At 72.1% G+C, this 19272-nt stretch carries 18 protein-coding genes and 2 pseudogenes; 9 read left to right on the top strand and 11 right to left on the bottom strand.

Going from position 1 to position 19272, the window contains the following annotated elements:
- Nucleotides 1–234: 234 nt before the first annotated feature.
- The gene (locus ACIQVL_RS09460) at nucleotides 235–2052 is read left to right on the top strand and encodes an FAD-dependent oxidoreductase (protein WP_403474922.1); all 1818 of its coding nucleotides are present in this window, start codon (nucleotides 235–237) and stop codon (nucleotides 2050–2052) included.
- A gap of 148 nt (nucleotides 2053–2200) precedes the next feature.
- Here ACIQVL_RS09460 and ACIQVL_RS09455 read toward each other — a convergent pair whose 3' ends face one another.
- Together ACIQVL_RS09455 and ACIQVL_RS09450 are read right to left on the bottom strand one after the other, a co-directional pair.
- A complete protein-coding gene (locus tag ACIQVL_RS09455) occupies nucleotides 2201–2503 on the bottom strand; it encodes an STAS domain-containing protein (protein WP_403430570.1) in 303 nt (100 codons plus the stop codon).
- A 42-nt stretch (nucleotides 2504–2545) separates the two neighbouring features.
- Nucleotides 2546–2872: pseudogene (locus ACIQVL_RS09450) on the bottom strand (helix-turn-helix transcriptional regulator); the annotation flags it as partial.
- Between the two features lie 120 nt (nucleotides 2873–2992).
- On the opposite strand from ACIQVL_RS09450, the gene ACIQVL_RS09445 reads away from it, so the two are divergent.
- Entirely contained in the window at nucleotides 2993–3526 is a 534-nt protein-coding gene (locus ACIQVL_RS09445; RefSeq protein WP_403429879.1) for an STAS domain-containing protein, read from the top strand.
- A gap of 142 nt (nucleotides 3527–3668) precedes the next feature.
- On the opposite strand, the gene ACIQVL_RS09440 is transcribed toward ACIQVL_RS09445, so the two are convergent.
- From ACIQVL_RS09440 to ACIQVL_RS09425, 4 genes are all read right to left on the bottom strand, one after another.
- A complete protein-coding gene (locus ACIQVL_RS09440) occupies nucleotides 3669–4394 on the bottom strand; it encodes a TetR/AcrR family transcriptional regulator (protein WP_403474921.1) in 726 nt (241 codons plus the stop codon).
- Nucleotides 4395–4491: 97 nt separating this feature from the next.
- Nucleotides 4492–4836, bottom strand: a complete 345-nt coding sequence (locus ACIQVL_RS09435; protein ID WP_403429877.1) for a hypothetical protein — start codon at nucleotides 4834–4836, stop codon at nucleotides 4492–4494.
- Nucleotides 4837–5206: 370 nt separating this feature from the next.
- Nucleotides 5207–5650 (bottom strand): hypothetical protein, encoded by a 444-nt coding sequence (locus ACIQVL_RS09430; RefSeq protein ID WP_403474920.1) that lies wholly within the window; start codon nucleotides 5648–5650, stop codon nucleotides 5207–5209.
- Between the two features lie 68 nt (nucleotides 5651–5718).
- Entirely contained in the window at nucleotides 5719–6291 is a 573-nt protein-coding gene (locus ACIQVL_RS09425; RefSeq protein WP_403429874.1) for a SigE family RNA polymerase sigma factor, read from the bottom strand.
- On the opposite strand from ACIQVL_RS09425, the pseudogene ACIQVL_RS09420 reads away from it, so the two are divergent.
- A pseudogene (locus ACIQVL_RS09420) lies at nucleotides 6286–7074 on the top strand (dihydroxy-acid dehydratase); the annotation flags it as partial. The gene ACIQVL_RS09425 and the pseudogene ACIQVL_RS09420 sit on opposite strands and share 6 nt — an antisense overlap.
- Before the next feature lie 76 nt (nucleotides 7075–7150).
- Here the strand turns inward: ACIQVL_RS09420 and ACIQVL_RS09415 are convergent.
- Together ACIQVL_RS09415 and ACIQVL_RS09410 are read right to left on the bottom strand one after the other, a co-directional pair.
- Entirely contained in the window at nucleotides 7151–8116 is a 966-nt protein-coding gene (locus ACIQVL_RS09415; RefSeq protein ID WP_403474919.1) for a hypothetical protein, read from the bottom strand.
- A gap of 185 nt (nucleotides 8117–8301) precedes the next feature.
- Nucleotides 8302–9213, bottom strand: a complete 912-nt coding sequence (locus ACIQVL_RS09410; RefSeq protein WP_403474918.1) for a helix-turn-helix domain-containing protein — start codon at nucleotides 9211–9213, stop codon at nucleotides 8302–8304.
- Between the two features lie 140 nt (nucleotides 9214–9353).
- On the opposite strand from ACIQVL_RS09410, the gene ACIQVL_RS09405 reads away from it, so the two are divergent.
- A complete protein-coding gene (locus ACIQVL_RS09405; RefSeq protein ID WP_403429868.1) occupies nucleotides 9354–9860 on the top strand; it encodes an SRPBCC family protein in 507 nt (168 codons plus the stop codon).
- Nucleotides 9861–10420: 560 nt separating this feature from the next.
- A complete protein-coding gene (locus ACIQVL_RS09400) occupies nucleotides 10421–11161 on the top strand; it encodes a glycosyltransferase (protein ID WP_403474917.1) in 741 nt (246 codons plus the stop codon).
- Nucleotides 11162–11421: 260 nt separating this feature from the next.
- Here ACIQVL_RS09400 and ACIQVL_RS09395 read toward each other — a convergent pair whose 3' ends face one another.
- Nucleotides 11422–12357, bottom strand: a complete 936-nt coding sequence (locus tag ACIQVL_RS09395; protein WP_403474916.1) for a helix-turn-helix transcriptional regulator — start codon at nucleotides 12355–12357, stop codon at nucleotides 11422–11424.
- Between the two features lie 371 nt (nucleotides 12358–12728).
- On the opposite strand from ACIQVL_RS09395, the gene ACIQVL_RS09390 reads away from it, so the two are divergent.
- The 4 genes from ACIQVL_RS09390 (at nucleotide 12729) to ACIQVL_RS09375 (ending at nucleotide 15203) form a co-directional block, all read left to right on the top strand.
- Nucleotides 12729–13154 (top strand): organic hydroperoxide resistance protein, encoded by a 426-nt coding sequence (locus ACIQVL_RS09390; RefSeq protein WP_403474915.1) that lies wholly within the window; start codon nucleotides 12729–12731, stop codon nucleotides 13152–13154.
- Nucleotides 13155–13582: 428 nt separating this feature from the next.
- Entirely contained in the window at nucleotides 13583–13795 is a 213-nt protein-coding gene (locus ACIQVL_RS09385; protein WP_403474914.1) for a hypothetical protein, read from the top strand.
- Entirely contained in the window at nucleotides 13792–15039 is a 1248-nt protein-coding gene (locus ACIQVL_RS09380) for a DMT family transporter (RefSeq protein WP_403429862.1), read from the top strand. The genes ACIQVL_RS09385 and ACIQVL_RS09380 overlap by 4 nt, the downstream gene beginning before the upstream one ends.
- On the top strand, nucleotides 15036–15203 hold the full coding sequence (locus ACIQVL_RS09375; RefSeq protein WP_403474913.1) for a hypothetical protein: 168 nt from the start codon (nucleotides 15036–15038) through the stop codon (nucleotides 15201–15203). Before ACIQVL_RS09380 ends, ACIQVL_RS09375 begins: the two co-directional genes overlap by 4 nt.
- Before the next feature lie 392 nt (nucleotides 15204–15595).
- On the opposite strand, the gene ACIQVL_RS09370 is transcribed toward ACIQVL_RS09375, so the two are convergent.
- Together ACIQVL_RS09370 and ACIQVL_RS09365 are read right to left on the bottom strand one after the other, a co-directional pair.
- A complete protein-coding gene (locus tag ACIQVL_RS09370; protein WP_403474912.1) occupies nucleotides 15596–16531 on the bottom strand; it encodes a CPBP family intramembrane glutamic endopeptidase in 936 nt (311 codons plus the stop codon).
- A gap of 215 nt (nucleotides 16532–16746) precedes the next feature.
- The gene (locus tag ACIQVL_RS09365) at nucleotides 16747–19272 is read right to left on the bottom strand and encodes an FtsX-like permease family protein (RefSeq protein ID WP_403474911.1); all 2526 of its coding nucleotides are present in this window, start codon (nucleotides 19270–19272) and stop codon (nucleotides 16747–16749) included.

Below are 19272 nucleotides of genomic sequence, written 5' to 3'. Positions count from 1 at the left end.
GGTCCCGGCGGCGGCCACCAGCCCGTCGACTCCCTTGTCGCACAGCAAGGACAGGTTGCAGGTGCCGCCGCGGGTGAGGTCGCCGGCCGGCACGGTGACCGGGTTGCCGGTGTCCAGCAGCACGGTGCGGGACGCCCGCCCGCCATCGCCGTCTCTTTGCGTTTGTGAGGATGCTGTAGGTGACAGCGAGGAGGGCTTCCGGCAGCCGGAGCCCCTCCCTACTCTCCGGTTCTCATGACAACAGAACACGCGCAGCAGTCTCAGGGGCACGGCGGGCACAGCCGCAGGCGTTTCCTGGCCGCGGGCGGGGGAGTGGTCGCCGGAGCGGTCGGCGCCCTCGGGGCCGCCGGTGGTGCGGCCGCCGCCTCCGGCAAGCGTGTCGCCGTCCTCGGCGGCGGAGTCTCCGGCCTCAGCGCGGCTCACGAACTCGCCGAACGCGGCTACGAGGTGACGGTCTACGAGTACTACGACGCCCTCGGCGGCAAGGCCCGCTCGATGGACGTCCCCGGGACCGGAACGGGCGGCCGCAGGCCGCTCCCCGGCGAGCACGGCTTCCGCTTCTTCCCCGGCTTCTACCGGAACCTGCCGGACACCATGCGCCGCATCCCCTTCCCCGGCAACGCGAACGGCGTGCACGGCAACCTCCGCAACGGTACGGAGGAGTTGTTCGCGCGCGACTCGGGCCGCCCGGACCTGCACTTCCCGCTCCGCCGGGTCACCACCCCGCCCGCGCCCGGCGACCTCACCCCGTCCTGGATCCGCGACCAGGTCCTGTCGGTGCTGGACCTCGGGACCCGCCTGCCCGCCCAGGAGGCCGCCTACTTCGCCGACCGCCTCCTGGTCCACCTCACCAGTTGCGACGCCCGCCGCGAGGACCAGTGGGAGAAGGTCGCGTGGTGGGACTTCATCCGGGCCGGCGAGATGAGCCGCGAGTACCAGGTGCTCCTCGGCATCGGCCAGACCCGCAACCTCGTCGCCACCCGCGCCGAGGTCGCCTCCACCCGCACCGTCGGCCGCGTCATCATCGAGGCCCTCATCCTGTGGGGCCTGCTCGGCCGCGGCATGGACGGCGACGCGGACGTCGACCGGGTGCTGAACGCCCCGACCAGCGAGGCCTGGATCGACCCCTGGGAGACCCATCTGCGCTCCCTGGGCGTCGAGTTCGTGCTCGGCACCGAGGTCCGGGAGATCCTGTACGACGGCGGCCGGGTGACAGGCGTACGGGTGGCGGCCCGCGACGGCAGCCGGCAGCGCACCGTCACCGCCGACCACTACGTCTGCGCCCTCCCGGTCGAGCACGCGCGCGCGACCTGGGGCGCGGCCCTGCGCGCCGCCGACCCGCAGCTCGGCCGGTGCGACGCGCTGAAGACGGACTGGATGACCGGCGTGATGTTCTACCTGCGCACACCCACCCCGGTCGTGCACGGCCACATCAACTGCCTCGACTCGCCCTGGGCGGTCACCGGCATCGGCCAGGCGCAGTTCTGGGACGTACGGGACTTCTCGCGCGACTACGGAGACGGGCAGGTCCACGAGTGCCTGTCCACGATCGTCTCCGAGTGGGACAAGCCCGGCATCCTGTACGGCAAGACCGCCCGTGAGTGCACCAAGGACGAGATCGTCGCCGAACTGTGGGCCCAGCTGAAGGACGGGCTGAACGACTCGGGCAGGACGACGCTCAGGGACGAGGACCGGCTCGGCTGGTTCATGGACCCGGCGGTGACGGGCCTGGGCGGCCCCGACCCGCGCAACCGCGAACAACTCCTCATCCACCCCACCGGCACGCTCTACCACCGCCCGTCGGCGAGGACAGCGGTGCCGAACCTCTTCCTGGCGGGCGACTACATCCGCACCGACGTGGACCTCGCGACCATGGAGGGCGCCAACGAGTCCGCCCGGCGCGCCGTCAACGCACTCCTGGACGCCGACGGTTCGGGCGCCGAACGGTGTCGCGTCTGGGAGCTGTTCCGGCCACCGGAGCTGGAGCCCCTGAAGCGGGTCGACGAGGTGCGCTATCGGCTGGGCCTGCCCAACACCTTCGACCTGGGGTAGGCGCGGTCCGGCGGCGGACGGACAACTCCCTGATCCCGGAGCGTCACGGCGGACGGGCCGAGGGCGACCGGCTCTCTGGCGGGGCCGCGTTGTCCGACGGGCCGGGTCGCCTCGGCGTGGGCGCTGGTTCGGGCCGTGGCGGAACGGGTCACGCCATGGCCTCCGCCAGGCTCGCCTGCACCTTGAGGGCCTTGTCGGCGCCGGTGAGTTCCAGCAGGCGCCGCAGCTGTGCCGGCGGCGCGACCACGCGCAGGTCGGTCGTGTGATGGGTGCTGATCAGCAGATTCAAGAAGGTCGAGTCGGCGAAGCCGACGCCGCGGGTGTCCACCACCACCCGGGAGCACGTGTCGGCGGCCGCCTGCAGCGCGTCCGTGAGCGGCGCGATCGTGGCGGCGTCGTAGGCGCCCTGGACCACGAACACCCGGGTGCCGTGCGACTCGTACTGGACCACCCCGGACGGCCCCGGCTGTGCACGTCCGGCCCCGGGCTGTACGGGCCCGCCCTGGCGTTCGGCCTCGTCCCTGACCAGCATCGACAGCAGGGAGGCCACCGTCAGGCCCGCCTCGGCGGGATGGCGCAGCACCTTGCTCGGGTCGATCCGGTAACGGTTGGAGCGGCCGCTGCGGGTGTGGGAGAGATAGCCGTCCCGTTCCAGGTCCGAGATGATCTTCTGGACCGCTCGCTCGGTGAGCCGGCAACGGGCCGCGATGTCCCGGATCCGCGCGCTGTGATTGTCGGCGATGCTCGCCAGGACGCGCGCGTGACTCGTCACGAACGTCCAGCCGCTGTGCGGCTCAGGAACTCCGTCGGCTGCCACCATGGCCCAAATCGTACGACCGTGTTTTCGTGCAGGCAAAAACACGAACTGAAGTTCACGTACACCTTGACGGGTCAGGGGGAGCGTACGACGCTTGAGGGGGCATGTGCAGAGGAGGCGATCATGCTGGAACCGTCGGAGGAAGTGCCGTTCGCGAGCGAAGGCGGCGGCCGTGTGACCGTCGGCGTGAGCGGCGAGTTCTGTCTCGACAACAGCCACGAGCTGCGGGGCACCCTGCTCGACGCCCTTGCGAGGTCCGCCGAGGGCGTGGACCTGGACCTCGGCAAGCTGACGTTCGCGGACTGCAGCGCACTCAACGTACTGCTGGACGCCCGTGCTCAGGCGGTCGCCGCGGGGAAGACGATCACCGTCACCGCCGTCAGTCCCGCCGTGCGGCGCCTGCTGACCTTGACGGACACCTACGCACTGTTCTCCGCCGCCCCCGACGGACCGGCCGCATCCGACGGCACCGGTCCGCCCGCGGCGGACGACGGGCGTCCGCGGGCCGAGGCGGTCCGCCTTCGCCGTGCGATGCGCACCCGTCCGGACATCGACCCGGCGCGCGGGGCCCTCACGGCCACCCGGCGTGGGAGATGCTGGTCACGACATCCGAGAACCCCGACACGGAACTGCACGACCTCGCCGGGCAAGCGCTGACGACCGTCCACGGCGCTTGGCCGACGCTCAGCTGCCGAACCCCGTTCGGAAGCCGCCGCTCACCGCAGCCGCAGCCGCAGCCGCAGCCGCCGCCACAGCCCGCAGGGCCGACGGCCGGCCGCACGGCGTCGGACCCGGGGACCTACCCTCGGTCGCGCGGTCCGTCCGGTGCGTCCGTACCCGGTGGCGGCGGGCCGATCCAGTCCGGTCCGGGCGCGTCGAACCGCTCGCTGTAGTCCCCGCAGGGAAGCGGCTCCGTGGGCTCGGGACCGACCCGCAGCCCGTCCAGCAACAGCCTCAGATAGCGCCGCCACAGGTCCGGCCGTCCGCTCCGCTCGGTCACCGCGGCCAGCATCTGCTGCATCACGACCAGGTCCCAGGGCTCCGCGTCCGGGCGCAGGACGCCCTGCTCCTTGGCCCGCTCGACCACGAGATCGACGTTGCGCCTGATCCGCTCCCGGTGGCGCAGCCCCGCCGGCACCGTGCGGTCGCTGTGGAGCACGACCTCGCGCAGGCCGCGGTCGAGCGCCTGCAGTTCGGCCACCCGCTCCAGGCTGACCGTCAGCCCGCGCCAGGCGTCGGCGTCCTCGGCCCCCTCCCGGGTGGCTTCCTCGACGCGCGCGAACATGTCGTCGACCAACTCGTCGATCAGGGCCTGCTTGTTGGGGAAGTGGCGGTAGGCCGTCCCCACCCCGAGCCCGGCATGGCGGGCGACGTCGTCCAGGGTCGCCTTCAGCCCGTGCTCGCGGAACACCTCGCGTGCGGCGGCCAGCAGCCTGCCGCGGTTCAGTTCGCGGTCGCGCCGCGGCCTGGGCGCACGCGCCCCACCGGAACCGCCGGCTTCGCCGGATGCGGAGGGTGCCGCCATGCGGAGGTCTCACTTTCGGGGCCGTACGGTCGTCCTGGCACATCGTACGGCCGCGCCGTCCGGGGCCGCGGCGGCGTCGAACGCGCATCGCGACCGGTCAAGGCCGCGCCGGGAACTGTGCCATCCCTGCCAGCGCGGCGGCCTCGCCGGAGCTGCCGGCGCGCTGGCTCTGGAAGGCCGGCGCGAGGACGAGGCAGGCGCCGCCGCCGAGTCCGGGCAGGGTGCATGCCAGGACGGACAGCGCGGGCGCGGTGACGAGAAGGGTGATGCCACCCGCCGCGAGGACCGAAGCCCCGGCCGCGGTCCAGCGCTGGTCGTACCGGCCCCGGGTGGGCAGGGGCAGCAGGCTGCCGGCGGCCGGCGAGACCACCTGGTAGTAGAAGAGCATCCATCCGGCCGCGGTGCTGCTCGTGCCGCGGTCGGATGGATGCTGGGCAGCCACGCGACGGCGGTGCAGAAGGCCAGGGACCGCAGGCCCATGAAGAGGGTGACCTGCCAGGCGAGCCGCGACGGTGAAGGCGACGCCCCAGGCCAGGGCGGTGTGCCAGGAACCCGGCACGGAATGGGCCAGGGGCGCGGATATCCCGGAGGAGACCGCTGTCATCCGGCCCATGACGGTCACGTAGAGAGCACTGACGCACCGGGGGATCGCGTTCGTACCCGAACGGGCCGACGGATCGGCGAAGGACGTACCGAAGCCGACGGCCACCGAGGTGGGCTGGCTTCGGGCGGCCGTTCGGTGTCCGCTCCGGTCGTGGGAGATCTCCGGAGATCTCCCACGACCGGAGCGAGAACAGTCGGGGTATCTGGGATCAGCCGGCGCAGAGGGTCAGGTTTATGGTGGCGCCGATGGACACGGTCTTCGGGCTGTGCGGGTCGACCGCGTGGACCGAGCCCGGCTTGCCGTCCTTGCCGCAGTCCACTTTGCTGACCGTGCCGAGCTTGAGCCGGCTCTTCAGCAGCAGTTGCTTGGCGAAGTCCAGGTCGAGGCCCGCGAACTCCAGAGGGAACTTGCTGTCCTTCAGCAGCACGTTGGTGGCGTCGTTGCCGGCCGCGGTGGTCGCGGTGGTCGCGGCGGCGGGCTTCACGGCGTGGGAACCGCTGGTAACGGCGGTGGCCAGGGCGGTGCCGCCGCCGGCCACGATCAGGGCAGCGGCGAGACCCGCGATGGCCGTGACGCGCCTGCGGCGGGTCTTGCGCACGATGCCGACGGTGTCGACGGACGGCGCGTCGGCGGAGTTCGCGAATTCGTTCATGGCGTTCACCAGTTCTTCCTCGAAGGATGTGTAACCGGGGCGGCCGGAAGGCCGTGCATCGTGTGAAGTCATCGGTTTCCTTCCGTGGGCCGCTGCGGTGAAGGGCCGGAGAGCGCGGGGAACTGGCTTCTCAGCTTCTCGATCCCACGAGCGAGCTGGGACCGTACGGTACTCGCCGAGATGTTCAGATCGGCCGCGATCTCCGCGTCCGACAGGTCGTGGAAGTACCGCAGGACCACGACCGTGCGCATACGCATCGGCAACTGCTGAAGAGCGCGAACGAGCTGGTCCCTGCTGTCTATCTGCCCGTACTCGTCCCCAGGAGCGGCCCGGTCGCCGCCGCTGTCGGGGTGCGGGGTCGTGCGGCGGAATCTTCGCCAGCGGTCGTTCGCCAGGTTCACCATGATCCGCCGCACATAGGCGTCGGGGGCGTCCTTGGCGGCGATCGTGCGCCACTTGCGGCAGGTCCGTTCCAGGGTTTCCTGGAGCAGGTCCTCCGCGGCTTCGCGGTTTCCCGTCAAGACGAGGGCGCCACGGAACAGGGCGGCGGACCGGGCGGCGACGAAAGCGGGAAAGTCCATGTCCAGCGACTCCGTCCCGCCGCGCTCGGCGCCCAGCTTCCACTCGGTTGCCAGATCCACACGCTCCTCCCTTCCTGTCACCCCTCCTCGACGGGGAATCCCCTCCATCTGCTGCACGGGGGAGATGAGAGCTGGGTCACAACGAGCGGGGCGGGTTGCACCGGGACTGGGCTGCGGGACCTCTTCGCCCGCCTGGGCGCACGGGGGAGAGGCACGCACCGCCTGAACGGTGACGCCCTGACCGTCTCCGGGCATACGGTGGCCGACCTCGCCGAACAGGCACCCGCCCCGGACGGAGAGGTGTTGCGTCCCTTCATGGACCCGGTGAACCCGGAGCCGGGTCTGCTGATCCTGCGGGGCACCCTCGCGCCCGACGGCGCCACCGCCAGGGTGGCCGGAGTCGGCACCGCCCGCAGGCAGTTCTCGGGACCGGCCCGCGTCTTCGCCGGGGAGGACGAGGCGATCGCCGCCCTGAGCGAGTTCGCTCGGCCCCGGCGACGTGATCGTGCTGCGCGGCATGGGGCCGCGCGGTGGCCGGGGCACCGTGTTCGCGGCCAGTTTCGCGGCAGCCCTCAACGGCGCCGGGCCGGGCGGGCAGGCCACGTCGTCACCGACGGCGAGCTCTCCGGCCGCACCCACGGACCGGTCGTCGGTCGGGTCATGGCCGAGGTGGCGGACGGCGGGCCGCTCGCCGGCGCGCGGGACGGCGACCGGATCTCCGTCGACCTCGACGCACGGCTGCTCGACACCGACGCCCCGCGAAACGGAGCTCCGGTCACCGCTGGCGACCCCCAGACCGAACGAGGCCGGCTCGGCCGGTACGCCGCGCTCGTGGGCCCCATCCAGCAAGGGGCTGTACTGCGCCGCCCCCGCCACCCTGCGCAGGCCAGTGCACCCGGGCTCTCCTGGTACTGCTGCCCTACCTGGCCAGGCGGGCGAGCACCAGGTTGGGGTCCTTGGCGGTGTTCCAGGCGGCGCTCAGTACGTAGACGGTGCCGCCGCGCAGGGCGATGGACGTGGGGCTCTGCAGACCGTCCGCCGGGCTCAGCACGGTGGCGTGGCTGCCGTCGCCCTGGACGAGCGTGACCTCGTTCGGCCCGTCCAGGGCGGCCAGAAGCTGGTCGCCTCGGCCGGTGAAGGCGAAGTCGTCGATTCCCGGCATGCCGTCGGCCCGGATCTGTGCCTGTCCGGCGCGTCCATTGCGGAGGACGGGGATGCGCAGGACGGTGCCCCGGTCGAGGTTGGTGGCCCAGACCGCGCCGTTGTGGACCTTCAGTCCGTTGGCACCGAGAAAGCCGTTGGAGGCGAGTTCGGGGGCGGTGGACCAGGCGGTCGCGGTGCCGCCGGTGGTGGGTACCTTCCAGATGGTGCCGAGCACGGAGTCGGCGACGTAGAGGGTGTGAGTGTGCGCGTCCAGGCCCAGTCCGTTGGGCAGGCCGTCCGTGGGCAGCGCGGCGATCCGCTCGGGTCGGCCGCCGGGGCGCATCCTCCACACGCCGGTGAGGTCGGCGGTGCCGGTGGCGTACAGGAAGTACAGGGTTCCGTCGTGGGCCCGGGTGATGCCGACGGTCAGCGGGAAGCCCAGAGCGGGCGTGTGGACGCCGCCGTCGGCGGGCTTGGGCAGGGTGGCCAGGATCCGGACGGTGCCCTCGGGGGAGACCTCGGCGATCTGGCGGGCCTTGGCGAAGGTGACGTACGCGCGGCCGCCCGGGGCCAGGGCGACGTTCTCCGGGGTCTGGCCCTGGGCCAGGTCGAAGTGCGCGGCGATCCGCGCGTCGCTCAGCGGCGCGGAGGCGGCGGAGGCGGGAGCGGGGCTGAGCACTGTCGCAGTGGCGGCGACCAGAGCGCCGACCTCCGCAGCGGACATGAAGAGCTTCTTGAACATGGCTTCTTTCTCGTCTTCGGGTTGTTTTCAGGCATGGGGCAGCGACATGCCGACGCATGAGCCTGGGTACGTGGGTTGTGCCTGCGGGGGTGGTGTCCCGCGGGAGCCTTGAGGTAATGCGGGTCAAGGCCGGGGAGCGGACGGGCTTCGGCTTGTCGACGCAACGCCCGGTGACGGCGTGGGTGTCAGCTCCTGTCGGTGCCGGGTCGTGGCCGCACCGTGTCGGAGGACAGGTCGGTCCGCACGGTGGCCTCGCCGGTGGCCTGGGCGAGCAGGGCGAGAGCGGCCCGGGAAGGCGAGCCCGCCTCGGTGGTGGCGACCACGACGGCGGGGCCCTGCCCGCTGCTCATGGTCTGCTGGATGACGGTCAGCGGCCCGACCAGCGGATGGTGCATCTCGTAGTCGGCGACGGCGCAGGCTTTGACCCGGTGGTCGGCCCACATCAAGGCGAACTCGGCACTTTTCGCGGACAGTTCGCCCAGGAGCGCGTGCAGTGCCGCGTCCTGCGGGTACTGGGCCGCCACCAGGCGCAGATTGCCGACCACGGCCCTGGCCTTGCTCGGCCAGTCCGCGTACAGGTCTCGGACATGGCCGTCGAGGAAGACCAGCCGGGCCATGTTGGGACGCTGCGTCGGCCGTCCAGGGGCATCGAAGTCCAGATGCCCGGCGAACAGCGCATGGCCCAGACGATTCCACGCAAGCACGTCGCTACGCCGGCCGACCACGATCGCGGGAACCTCGCCCAGCACGCCGAGGAACTGACATGTCGCCTCCGGTACCCGTTCCGGCGCCGGCCGTCGGCCCCGGGTGCGTTGCCTGTCGACTCGGGCGAGGTCGTGCAGGTACCGCCGCTCGGACTCGTCCAGCCGAAGAGCCCCGGCGATCGCATCCAGAACCTCGGGCGACGCGCTGAGCGACTGTCCCTGCTCCAGCCGCGTGTAGTAGGAGGTACTCACCCCCGCCAGCAGCGCAAGCTCCTCGCGGCGAAGCCCCGGCACCCGCCGGCGCTCCCCGTAGGTGGGCACCCCGATGTCCTCCGGTCGCAGCTGGGAGCGCCGCGCCTGCAGGAAGTCTCCGAGCTGCGTCTTTCCGTCCATGGCTCCGAGTATGGGCCGCCTCGCGAGGCCGAGCCTGACCCAGCCGTGGATAGGCGACGGCGGGTCTGGTTGCGCGGCCCGTGTCCCCGATGAAGTGGGAGGCACCGGATCCGGCACCCCGCCCTCACCAGGAGACCGTCATGACCACCACCACCGGAAACGACCCCATCGAGGCCCTGGACGCGGCCGACTTCGCCTTCACCAGGCGCACTTGGGTCGACGCCGCGCCCGCCCGCGTCTACGAATTCGTCAGCGACGTGTCCGCGATCAGCCGCTGCAGCCCCGACGCCGGCGACGTCGCTTTCGACCCGGACTCCGGCCCCTGGACCGGCGCATGGTTCAGCGGCCGCAACCGCAGGGAAGCCCGGGTATGGACCAGCCGCTCCCAGATCGTGCGAGCCGACCCCGGAGCAGCTTTCGGCTTCGTCGTCGGCGGTGCGGAGAACGGCATCGTGCACTGGGAATGGACCCTCACCCCGCAGGGCCGAGGAACCGTCGTCCAGCAGTCCTGGCGACTGCTCCGCCTCGATCGGGTGCTTGGCACCACCCGCGCGGACCTGGATGCGCTCCGTCGGCACATGACGGTCAGCGTCGAGACCACCCTCACCGCCCTCGCCGAGTGGCTCGCCGAAGAACGCCGGAGATGACACGGCGTTCCGACCACCGCGGACGGGGTACCTGCCGTCGGCGGAGAGCAGTCCGCGTCCCCGAGCGCCGTCGCTTCCCAAGCTGAGAGGACGAGTTCGGACCTCGTCACCCGCTCCAGATCGCAACCCCAGGTCAGCGGCCTGGGGGAAGCCGGAGCCGGCGGGCTTGGGTACGATCCGGTCGGCCTTGGCGCGCGTGTATGTGGCAAAGGAGCTGTCGCAGGTGCCGAGGACTCGTCGCCGCGCTTGAAGCGGGTCACCTTCGCGCCCAGCGCCATTGCAGCCCCGCAGCGGAGTCCCGGGCTTGCGGAGTCCGAAGCCGAGGCGGGCCAGACAGGGCAGGCCGGTCATGAGGTGCCAGACACTCGGGTCGACGCCCGCCGCGTGCGCCCGCAGGAGCACTTCGTCGTCGCGGGGATCAGGCACTCGACCTCCCGTGACTCCAGGACGTCGGCGGTGCCGTAGCCGCCTTGGGCGATGGCTTTCCTCGATTCCCGAGGCGGGGGCATCGGCGTCGAGACAGAGGCCGTCGGGGACGCCGGCCGGCGTCCCGCCACCTGGTGAAGGTGCTCGCCTCCTGCGGGGCGACGGAGCAGGCGCCGCTCGTCATGCACGGGATGTCACGCCTGCCGGACCGGTTCCTGCAGCTGTCGATCGCGCGGCTGGACTGTCCGCACGGCAACCTGCCGGACTCGATCCGCTACATCGGCGCGTTGCCTGCCGGGGCGGGCCGGAAGGCGGACCTTCCGACGTGGTGGGACGAGGTCGCGTCAGCGCGCCGCGTGGTCGTGGTGTCTCAAGGGACCGCGGCGAACGTCGACTTCACCGAGCTGGTCCAGCCGACACTCGATCCCCTGGCCGGTCTGGACGTGCTGGTGGTCGCGACGCCGGGGCGTGACGCCGAGCCGGAGAGGGTGCCGACGAACGCCCGAGTCGCTGAGTTCTTCCCCTTCGACGATCTGCTGCCGCATACCGACGTCCTGGTGAGCAACGGCGGATTCGGCGGGGTGCAGCAGGCACTCGGCGACGGCGTGCCGATGGTCCTGGCCGGCCGGGCGGAGGACAGGGCCGAGGTGACGGCGCGTGCCGCGTGGGTGGGCGCTGCGATCAATCCGGCCACACAGCGCCCGGAGGCGCAGGACGTGCGGGCGGCGGTCGAGAGGGTGCTGACGGAGACGTCCTGTCGAGAGCGTGCCGCGGAGCTGGTGGCGGAGTACGCCCGGCACGACGCGCTGACCGCGATCCACGAAACCGTGACCGAACTCGGCCGGTGGACGGAGCGTTTTCAGCACGGCCTCTGATCGCGGTGCCGGAGATCCGCAGCGGACCACCTACGACACGATCACCTGCCCGCGGAGAACGGAACGGATGAGCGACGACATCGGTGGCGGACCGGGAACCGGAGTCCATGGCCGAGGCCGGCGCGGTGGTGGCGAGGGCGGCGGACGCGCCTGCGCTGTTGGAGAAGACGCCGAGGGTCAGTGGTGCCGTGGCGGTTGCACCGGCCATGAGTATGCGGCGGTTGATGGTGCGGCGCGGTCATCACTTCCGCCACAGGCTCCTAGCTCCGGCTGTCCGCCCCGTCCCGTGAGGATCCCGGAGCCCCGGTACGCCCCGCCTGCCGCACGGTCGGAACAGCGGTCGGAACACCGGCCTGGGCGAGGAGACACAGCGCTGCCGCTGACGTGGTACCGGCGTCGGCGGTCGCCACGACTATGCGCTGGCCCTCCTCCTGCGGGACGTTCAGGGTCTGGAGGTTGAGCTGCATGCGGCCTACGAGCGGATGGTGCATGCGGTACGTCGCGAGGTCCCACTTCCTGACCCGGTGCTCGGACCACATCGTGGTGAACTCCGTGCTCTTCATGGCCAGTTCACCGATCAGCGCGGCCAGCCGGGGATCGTCCGGATGCTGTCCGACGACGAGCCGCAGCTTCCCCACCACGTCCCTGGCCTTCTTCGGCCAGTCCACGTCGTACAGGTCCCGGGTGTGCGCGTCCAGGAAGACCAGCCTGGCCGTGTTCGGACGCTGGTCGGGCTGGTCGGGGATGTGCGGGTCCAGATGCCCGGCGAACAGGGCGTGTCCCGTACGGTTCCAGGCCAGCACGTCGCTGCGGCGCCCGAGCACGACCGCGGGCGCGTCGCCGAACGCGCCGAGCAACTGCCGGGTTGTGTCACCCGCCCGCTCCGGCGCGGCCCTGCGTCGGGTGCCGGTGCGGCGCGAGGCACGAGCCAGGTCGTGCAGATGGACGCGCTCCACCTCGTCAAGACCGAGGGCACGGGCCAACGCGTCCAGCACCTCCGGTGACGCGTTGAGCGAGAGACCCTGTTCCAGCCGCGTGTAGTAGGACAGGCCCACCCCGGCGAGCTGTGCCAGCTCGTCGCGGCGCAGACCCGGCACGCGACGGCGCTCTCCGAAATCCGGGAGTCCCACGTCCGCAGGCTGCAACTGCGACCGGCGGGTCTTGAGGAACTCCCCCAACCGCGGCTTCTTGTCCATGCGTCGAGTATCGAGCACCCGGACGCCAGGCAGCCTGCCCCTGGCAAGGGCAGGCTACGAGCGGACGGCGCCAGCACACTCGGAGCCACGAGCAGGACGCAGGGCCGGCCCCGGAACGGAACACGGGCGGGGGCCGGCCGGCGTCACCGGCCCGGAACCCGGTACGGCGGCCTTGCCGTCCACACGGCGCCGGCTCCGGCTCGGCCCGACTCACCTGGACACGGCATCCCCGCCCACCCCGTCCTGGACGCGATGTCCGGCGTACCGGACGGACAGCGACTTGGAAGGAAACGCCACCCGGGCGGGCCCGCCGAGCCGGCGTCTCTCTCCCCGTGCCGGCTTCGAAGAAACACCCATGAAAGGGAAACAACATGACCGCGCTCTACACCACCGAGGCCCTGTCGACCGGTGACGGCCGCAACGGCGAAGTCCGGTCCCTCGACGGCGTCCTGGACGAGGTCCTGGCGGTCCCGAAGGAGATGGGCGGCCCCGGCGGTGACAGGACCAACCCGGAGCAGCTCTTCGCGGCAGGATACGCCGCCTGCTTCCACAACGGGCTCCGCCTGATCGCGAGCGGGCAGGGGGTCGAACTGCGCGCCTCGACCGTGCAGTCGAAGGTGAGCCTGCTGGCGCGGGAGGCCGGCGGTTTCACCCTGGCCGTGTCGCTGACCGCGCACCTGCCGGGCCTGGAGCAGTCCACCGCCGACCAGCTGATGAAGGCCACCCATGAAGTGTGCCCGTACTCCAACGCCATCCGGGGGAACATCGAGGTGACCCTCACGGCCACGGTCCGATAAAGGACTTCGGACGGCCGACGCCCCCGAGGAGACTCAACGGCTGCCGCGGCCGCGTGGTGGCGGCAGCCGTGCCGTTCGGTCGCTGGTGGCCCGCGCGGCTCCGGTACAGGCCGTGGAGCGGGACCTGCGTTGCGTGACCTGGCGGAACGTGGTGCCGCTGCGCTGCCCGCGTTCCGTGACACAGAACGTCCCTCACGGATCGGGCCGCCTGGCAACCCCGGCACTTCGCTCTCCTTGCCGCACCCCTGGCGCCTGCAGCCTGCCTGAACGACCAGGACACGTCGGCGCCGGACGCTCTCGCCTCCGCCGCGAAGCCCTGAGCCGCCGCTCCCGCTTCCCACAGCACAGAAACCGCGTACCCAGTGACCGATATCGGACTTACCGCCGACGACCCGTTCCCTCTGTCCGCCTTGGCCGACGGTACGTCGATGTCCGCGGCCCCGCGGCAGGTCGTGCGAGTACGCCGCGGAACACGGCTGGGCCTGCCCGGCATGGACGTCTTCGGCCGCGGTGGGCGGGACGGCGCGGAGTGCCGCCGTGCGAACGCCCCCGTTCCGCCGCCGCGTTCCCCGCGCGACGGCATCGGAACCCCGGCATCCGCCACCGCCCGGTTGATCGTGGACGGCGGTGCGAACGCGTGAAGTCCAAGCTCGATCCGCTGTCCACGGCGGCGATGGCGGTCACCGTGCTCTCTGTCTCGGCCACCGCCCCACTCACCGCCTTCGCCTCCGCCTCGCCGCTCGCCATGGCCTTCTGGCGCAACTGCCTGGGCTTCGCCGTACTCGGGCCTTTCCTGCTGTTGCTGCGCCGTGGCGAGGTGGTGCGTGTCGCGCGCGGCGAGCGCGGCGTGCTGCGCCGGGAGCAGTGGCGGCCTCTGGTCTTCGGCTTCCTCGCGGCCACGTCGCTCGCCCTGCACTTCGCGTCCTTCATGACGAGCACCCGGCTGACCTCGGTCGCCATGTCCACGGCACTCGTGGCCACCCAGCCCGTCTGGCAGGCCCTCATCGCCGCGGGCCAGGGCGTCCGGACGTCCCGCCGGACCTGGGCGGGTCTCGCGCTCGCGGTGGTAGGAGCGGCCGCGGCGGGCGGTCTCGACATCAGGTCCGGCGGTACGGCGTTGCTGGGGGACCTGCTCGCCCTGGGCGGGGCCGTCGCCCAGGCCGGGTACACCGCCCTGAGCGAACGGTCGCGGGCGGATGTGAGCACACCGCTGTACTCGACGTTCACTTCGATGGTCTGCGGTCTGGAACTCCTCGCCGTCTGCCTGCTGGCCCACATCCCGCTGACGGGCTTCGACAGATCCACGCAACTGTCGCTGCTCGGGCTGCTGGTCCTTCCCCAGATCCTGGGGCTCGGCTCGCTGAACTTCGTCCTCGGCAGGACATCGGCGACGACCATCAGTGTCCTGCTCCTGCTGGAGACTCCGGTGGCGGCGCTCGCCGCGTGGTGGTTCATGGGGCAGGGCATCAAGCCCGCGACGGTGCCCGGGCTTCTGTTGATCATCGTCGGCGTCACGGTCGTGGTGACCAGCGGCGGCGCGGCACAAGCCGCGGCAGGGCAGGGCGGGCGCCGCAGTACGGGGATTGCGGAAGTACCGCCGTACCCGTCCTACGCTCCGTACACGCCCCAGCCCCTGCCCGTACGGCCCCGCCGGACGTTCCCGGACCCCGCCGGACGAGATCCCAGAGTGGACTGGGCGAGGCGCACGGGGGACGACAGTCCTACGGTCACCCTGGCCCTCCCCACCTACCACGGTGCGGGGGCGTTCGACACCCTGTTCTTGCGCGTGCCGCGCATGGAGGAAGAGGAGCAGGGCCCGACAGGAAGCTCTGACGAAAACAGCCGGCAGGGACCGGGTGGTGGGGCATGCGGGAGGCCTGCATGACGGTCACCGCGGACGGCGGACTGCGCCTGGTCGGCCCGCCGACCCCGCCCGCGGGCCGTCGGCGCCCGGCCGTCCTGCTGCTGCATGGATCCGGGCGGCTGGACCGCGACCCGATTCGCCGACAACCGGCACGGTGCGACACCCTTGTAAGGGAAAAAGCGTGACCGCCGCAACCCGTGTTCGCCGGCCGAGCGGCCTTGCCCTGTATTTCGCTGTCACGTTCACGACGACCTGGGCTTTCTGGCTTGCCGCGATCGCGTTCGGTGGATCGGTGAAAGGTTCCCCCGCGGGGTCGAGGGCAGCCTGGTGAGACTTCCCGAGCCGGACCACGACGGCGATGAGGGCTGAGCCCGGTCGGCCGGTACGGCCCGGCAGGTTCGTTGTCCCAGGCGGTCAGCGCCGGGGCGAAGCCGTGCCGGCGAGGGGAGAGCGGGTCAGTGGTGGGTGCGGCGGCGGGGTCGGTGAGGTCGACGCCGGCCTGCCGGTGCCAGACGTGACCACGGTGGTCATGTGCCCCGGTGGCGCCGTCCGGCGGACGGGGCAAGGATCGCCGCGGTCAGACCGTCCGGCCCTGTGGTGCACGGGCATCGCGTACCGTCGGGCAACCCAGTCGGCCGCGGGTGGCGATCAGCAGGACGGTGGCCGCGACGGTGGAGCTGAGCAGGAAGGCGTGCGCGGCGTCTGAGGTGGACAGGGAGGGGAACATGTCGGACCAGGCCAGGGAGAAGAAGTTGTTGACGCCGCAGTGCAGCAGCATGGCCAGCGGCAGGCTCTCCCGGGTGCGGTTGAACACCCAGGTCATGACGGAGCTGAAGGCGATCGCGGTGGCGATGAACTCCAGGGGCGTGGTCCAGGACACGTGCGGCCAGTTGCCCCACTCGGACATGAACAGCGGGAGATGCCAGGCGCCCCACAGCGGGCCGACGACGAGGGTGGCGCGCAGCGGGCCGTAGCGGCGCTGCAGGCGGGGCATGGCGAACTCGCGCCAGCCGGGCTCCTCGGCGAGGCCGGTGGTGATCATCTGCAGGATGATGCCGGGCAGGAACGCGGCCAGCACCGTGACGGGCGGCATCGCGGGGCCGTGTCCGGCCAGCGCGACCGCGGCGAGGGTCAACGCGGCGGGCACCGAGAACAGCACCACGAGGTACCAGCGCCAGCCGACCCGGAACTTGGTCATGCGACCGCGCCAGGCACGCAGTCCGGGGCGTCCCTCGGTGATCCCGGTGACGAGGAGGGCCGCGGTGATCGGGCCGAGGTAGGCGCCGGGCAGGACGCCGAGGAGCTGGGTGGTGCCGCCGACGCCGGGGAAGGCGAAGTGCCACAGGCCCAGACCGTTCTCGGACAGGATGTACGGGGTCCACGCCGTCCAGCTCAGCAGGTAGGCGAGGGAGAAGAACCAGGTCACGGGGCGGCGGCTGATGCTGCCTCGCAGGCCGGTCGCGCGGGCGGGGCGGGCCGGGCTTTCGATGGTGACGGGGGCTTGGATGCTCACCGTGGTCCCTTCGGAGGGGGCTGATGTGATGCGTCCAGCACACCAGCGCCGTGCCTGCGGATCATTGCCGTGCGCGCCCCAAGTGGTGGTACAGCAGGCTGTACTTGAGGGATCGTCAGCTCTGGCGGCTGCCGCCTCCGTGCGCACCGCCGCCTCGGGCTGGGTCGTCGCAGCGGGTACGGCGCCGGCGACGGCCGGCGTGGACGCGAGCCGGGTCACTGTGCGCGGACGGCGTCCGCGGGTGGAGTGCGCAGCGCCTGGCGGGTGGGGAGTTCGATGGTCAGGAAGGCCGTGACGGTGACCGTGAGCGCCAGCGCCGGCAGGAGCCAGACCGGGCCCGCGGGCCAGGGGCGGCCGAGGAAGCCCTGGCCCAGGAGGGCGAGGGGGATCACGGACAGCAGCACCGCGGTGGAGAGTGCGGTGGCGGCGGTCACCGCGGCCTCGCGTCGCATCATCGCGCGGATCTGACGCGGTGTGGTGCCGTTCAGGCGGAGGGCCCCCAGCTCGACCCGGCGCTGGGCAGTAGCGGCGACGAGCTTGTTGGCGATGCTGAGCAGCAGGTAGACGAGCAGGACCACGATGGTGGCCAGGTTGATCCACACCTCGGGCGGGGCGTCCCGCAGACCACCGGTGTTCGTGGCGTGCGTGTCCTCCAGGGCCAGTCCCGGGCGGGACGCGGCCAGAACGGTCAGGCCCTGCCGGGCCTTGTCCGTGCCGTCGGTGCGGATCAGGACCGACTGGTCGAGGCCGGCCGTGGTGTGTCCGGCCGCCAGGTCGTGGGAGAGGACGACCGTGCCGAAGCCCAGGCCGCGGGCGTAGACGGCGACGACCGTGGCCTCGACCGGGGCGCCGTCGCCGAGGACGAGACGCACCCGGTGGCCCACTTCCGCGGCGCGCGAGCGGGCGGCATCGCTGCTGACGGCGATGGTTGCGCCACTGAGACGGTCCAGGTTCCCCTCTCGTACGTCGAGGTCCAGAACGTCGGACGCGTCCGGGGTGAGGATCATCGCGGAGCCGGACTCGGTCTCGGTGTCGCCGAACTGCTTGAACGGCCACACCACGGTCGTCGAGCCGACCGGCACCGCAGCCTCCACACCGGGCGTCCCGCGTACGGCGGCGAGCGTGCCCTCGGGCAGTCCGCCCAGGACCGGTGCGCTCAGACGCTGCTGGGCGAGGGTGCCGGTGCGGGTGTCGTCGGTGGTGGCGGCCAGCACGGTGGTTTGGGTGAGGGTGTAGGTCAGGACGAAGACGACTGCCATGGCCAGGGTGCTGACGATCCCCGCGTTGCGCAGGGCGTAGGCGCGGACGTTGGCCATCGCCAGCCAGGTGGGGGCGGAGACGCCGGACCGGGTGAGCCGGGCCGCCGCGTTCCCGATCCCCCGGACCAGCGCCGGGCCGGCCAGGGCCAGACCGATCGCCGCGATGATGCCCGCGAGGGACGTGGCCGTCGCGCCGAGGACCGTACGGGAGAACAGTGGCACCGCGGACATGGTGGTCGCGGCCACGACGACCAGCAGGCCGATACGGGTCCGGGTCCTGGAGGGGTTGCGCGGCTCACTGCGTGATTCGGCGACGGCCTCGGTGGCCGGCATGCGGGAGGTGCGCCAGGCCGAGCACCTGGCCGAGACCTGGACGGCGAGGGCGATGAGGAGGGCGGCCGCGAGGGCGGGCAACGGGCCGACCGTGAGCGGGAGTTCGGACGGTATGACACCGCGGTCCGCCAGCAGCCCGCGGAACTGCCCGGCCAGCAGATAGCCCAGCGCCACGCCCGGCACCAGAGCCACGGCTGCGACGACGGTGGACTGGGCGGCGGCAAGTCGCCGTATCTGCTTGGGAGTTGCTCCGACGGCCCGCATCAGGGCCAGGTCCCGGCGTTGCCCGGCGATCGACACGGCCAGCGCGCTCGCCATGACGAACCCGGTGATCAGCAGGACGATCCCGGCGAGTGAACCGGCGAGGAGGACCAGGAGGGAGCGGGACGCGCCCGCGCCGGGCGACACCAGATCCCCGCGGGCCGCGCCGGTCGTCACCTCAAGTCCGGTGCCCTTCAGCTTCGTACGGACCTCGGCGGCGACGCGTTCCGCGGCGCCGGGTGCGGTACGCAGGCCGACCAGGTCGGCGCGGTCCGCGCGACCGGACAGCCGTACGGCCGTCGTGTCGGCGAAGAAGACGCCCGCGCCGGGTGAGCCGACCACCGCCGAGACACGGTAACCGGCGGCGGCCCGTCCGGCGGCCACGACCTGGACCCGGTCGCCGACCGTCACCCCCGCCGCGGCCGCGGTGGCGCTGTCCACGGCGATCTCGCCGGAACCGGACGGCGCACCGCCCTCGACCCGCGGAGCGTCCAGCAGCTTCGTCGAGGACCAGCCGTGCCCCGACGCCTGGGGATCCCCGGCCGCCACGACCCGTCCTTGGGCGTCGACGAGGGCGGCGGGAAAACCGATGTCGCCGACCGCCGCCGTGACACCCGGCAGCCTGGCCAGTTCACCGGTCAGCCGGGACGGGACGGTACGGCGTTCCGGGAGCGCGATCGGCAGGTCCTCGACGGGATGGAACTCCTGGTCGGCCGCGACCACGACGTCCGCGCCGCCGAGGCGCCCGGCGGGCAGGTGCGAGCGCAGGCCGGACTCGGCCAGTACGCCGGTGCCGGTGATCAGCGCCGCGCCGCCGACAACCGCGCACGCGACGGCGATCAGCGCGGTGATCCGGTGCCGGACCATCTGCAGGGCAAGACGGAACAT

Origin of the sequence: Streptomyces sp. NPDC090499, assembly GCF_044769305.1 — a bacterium.
Lineage (GTDB): Bacteria > Actinomycetota > Actinomycetes > Streptomycetales > Streptomycetaceae > Streptomyces.
This window is presented reverse-complemented; position numbering and strand designations above follow the sequence as displayed.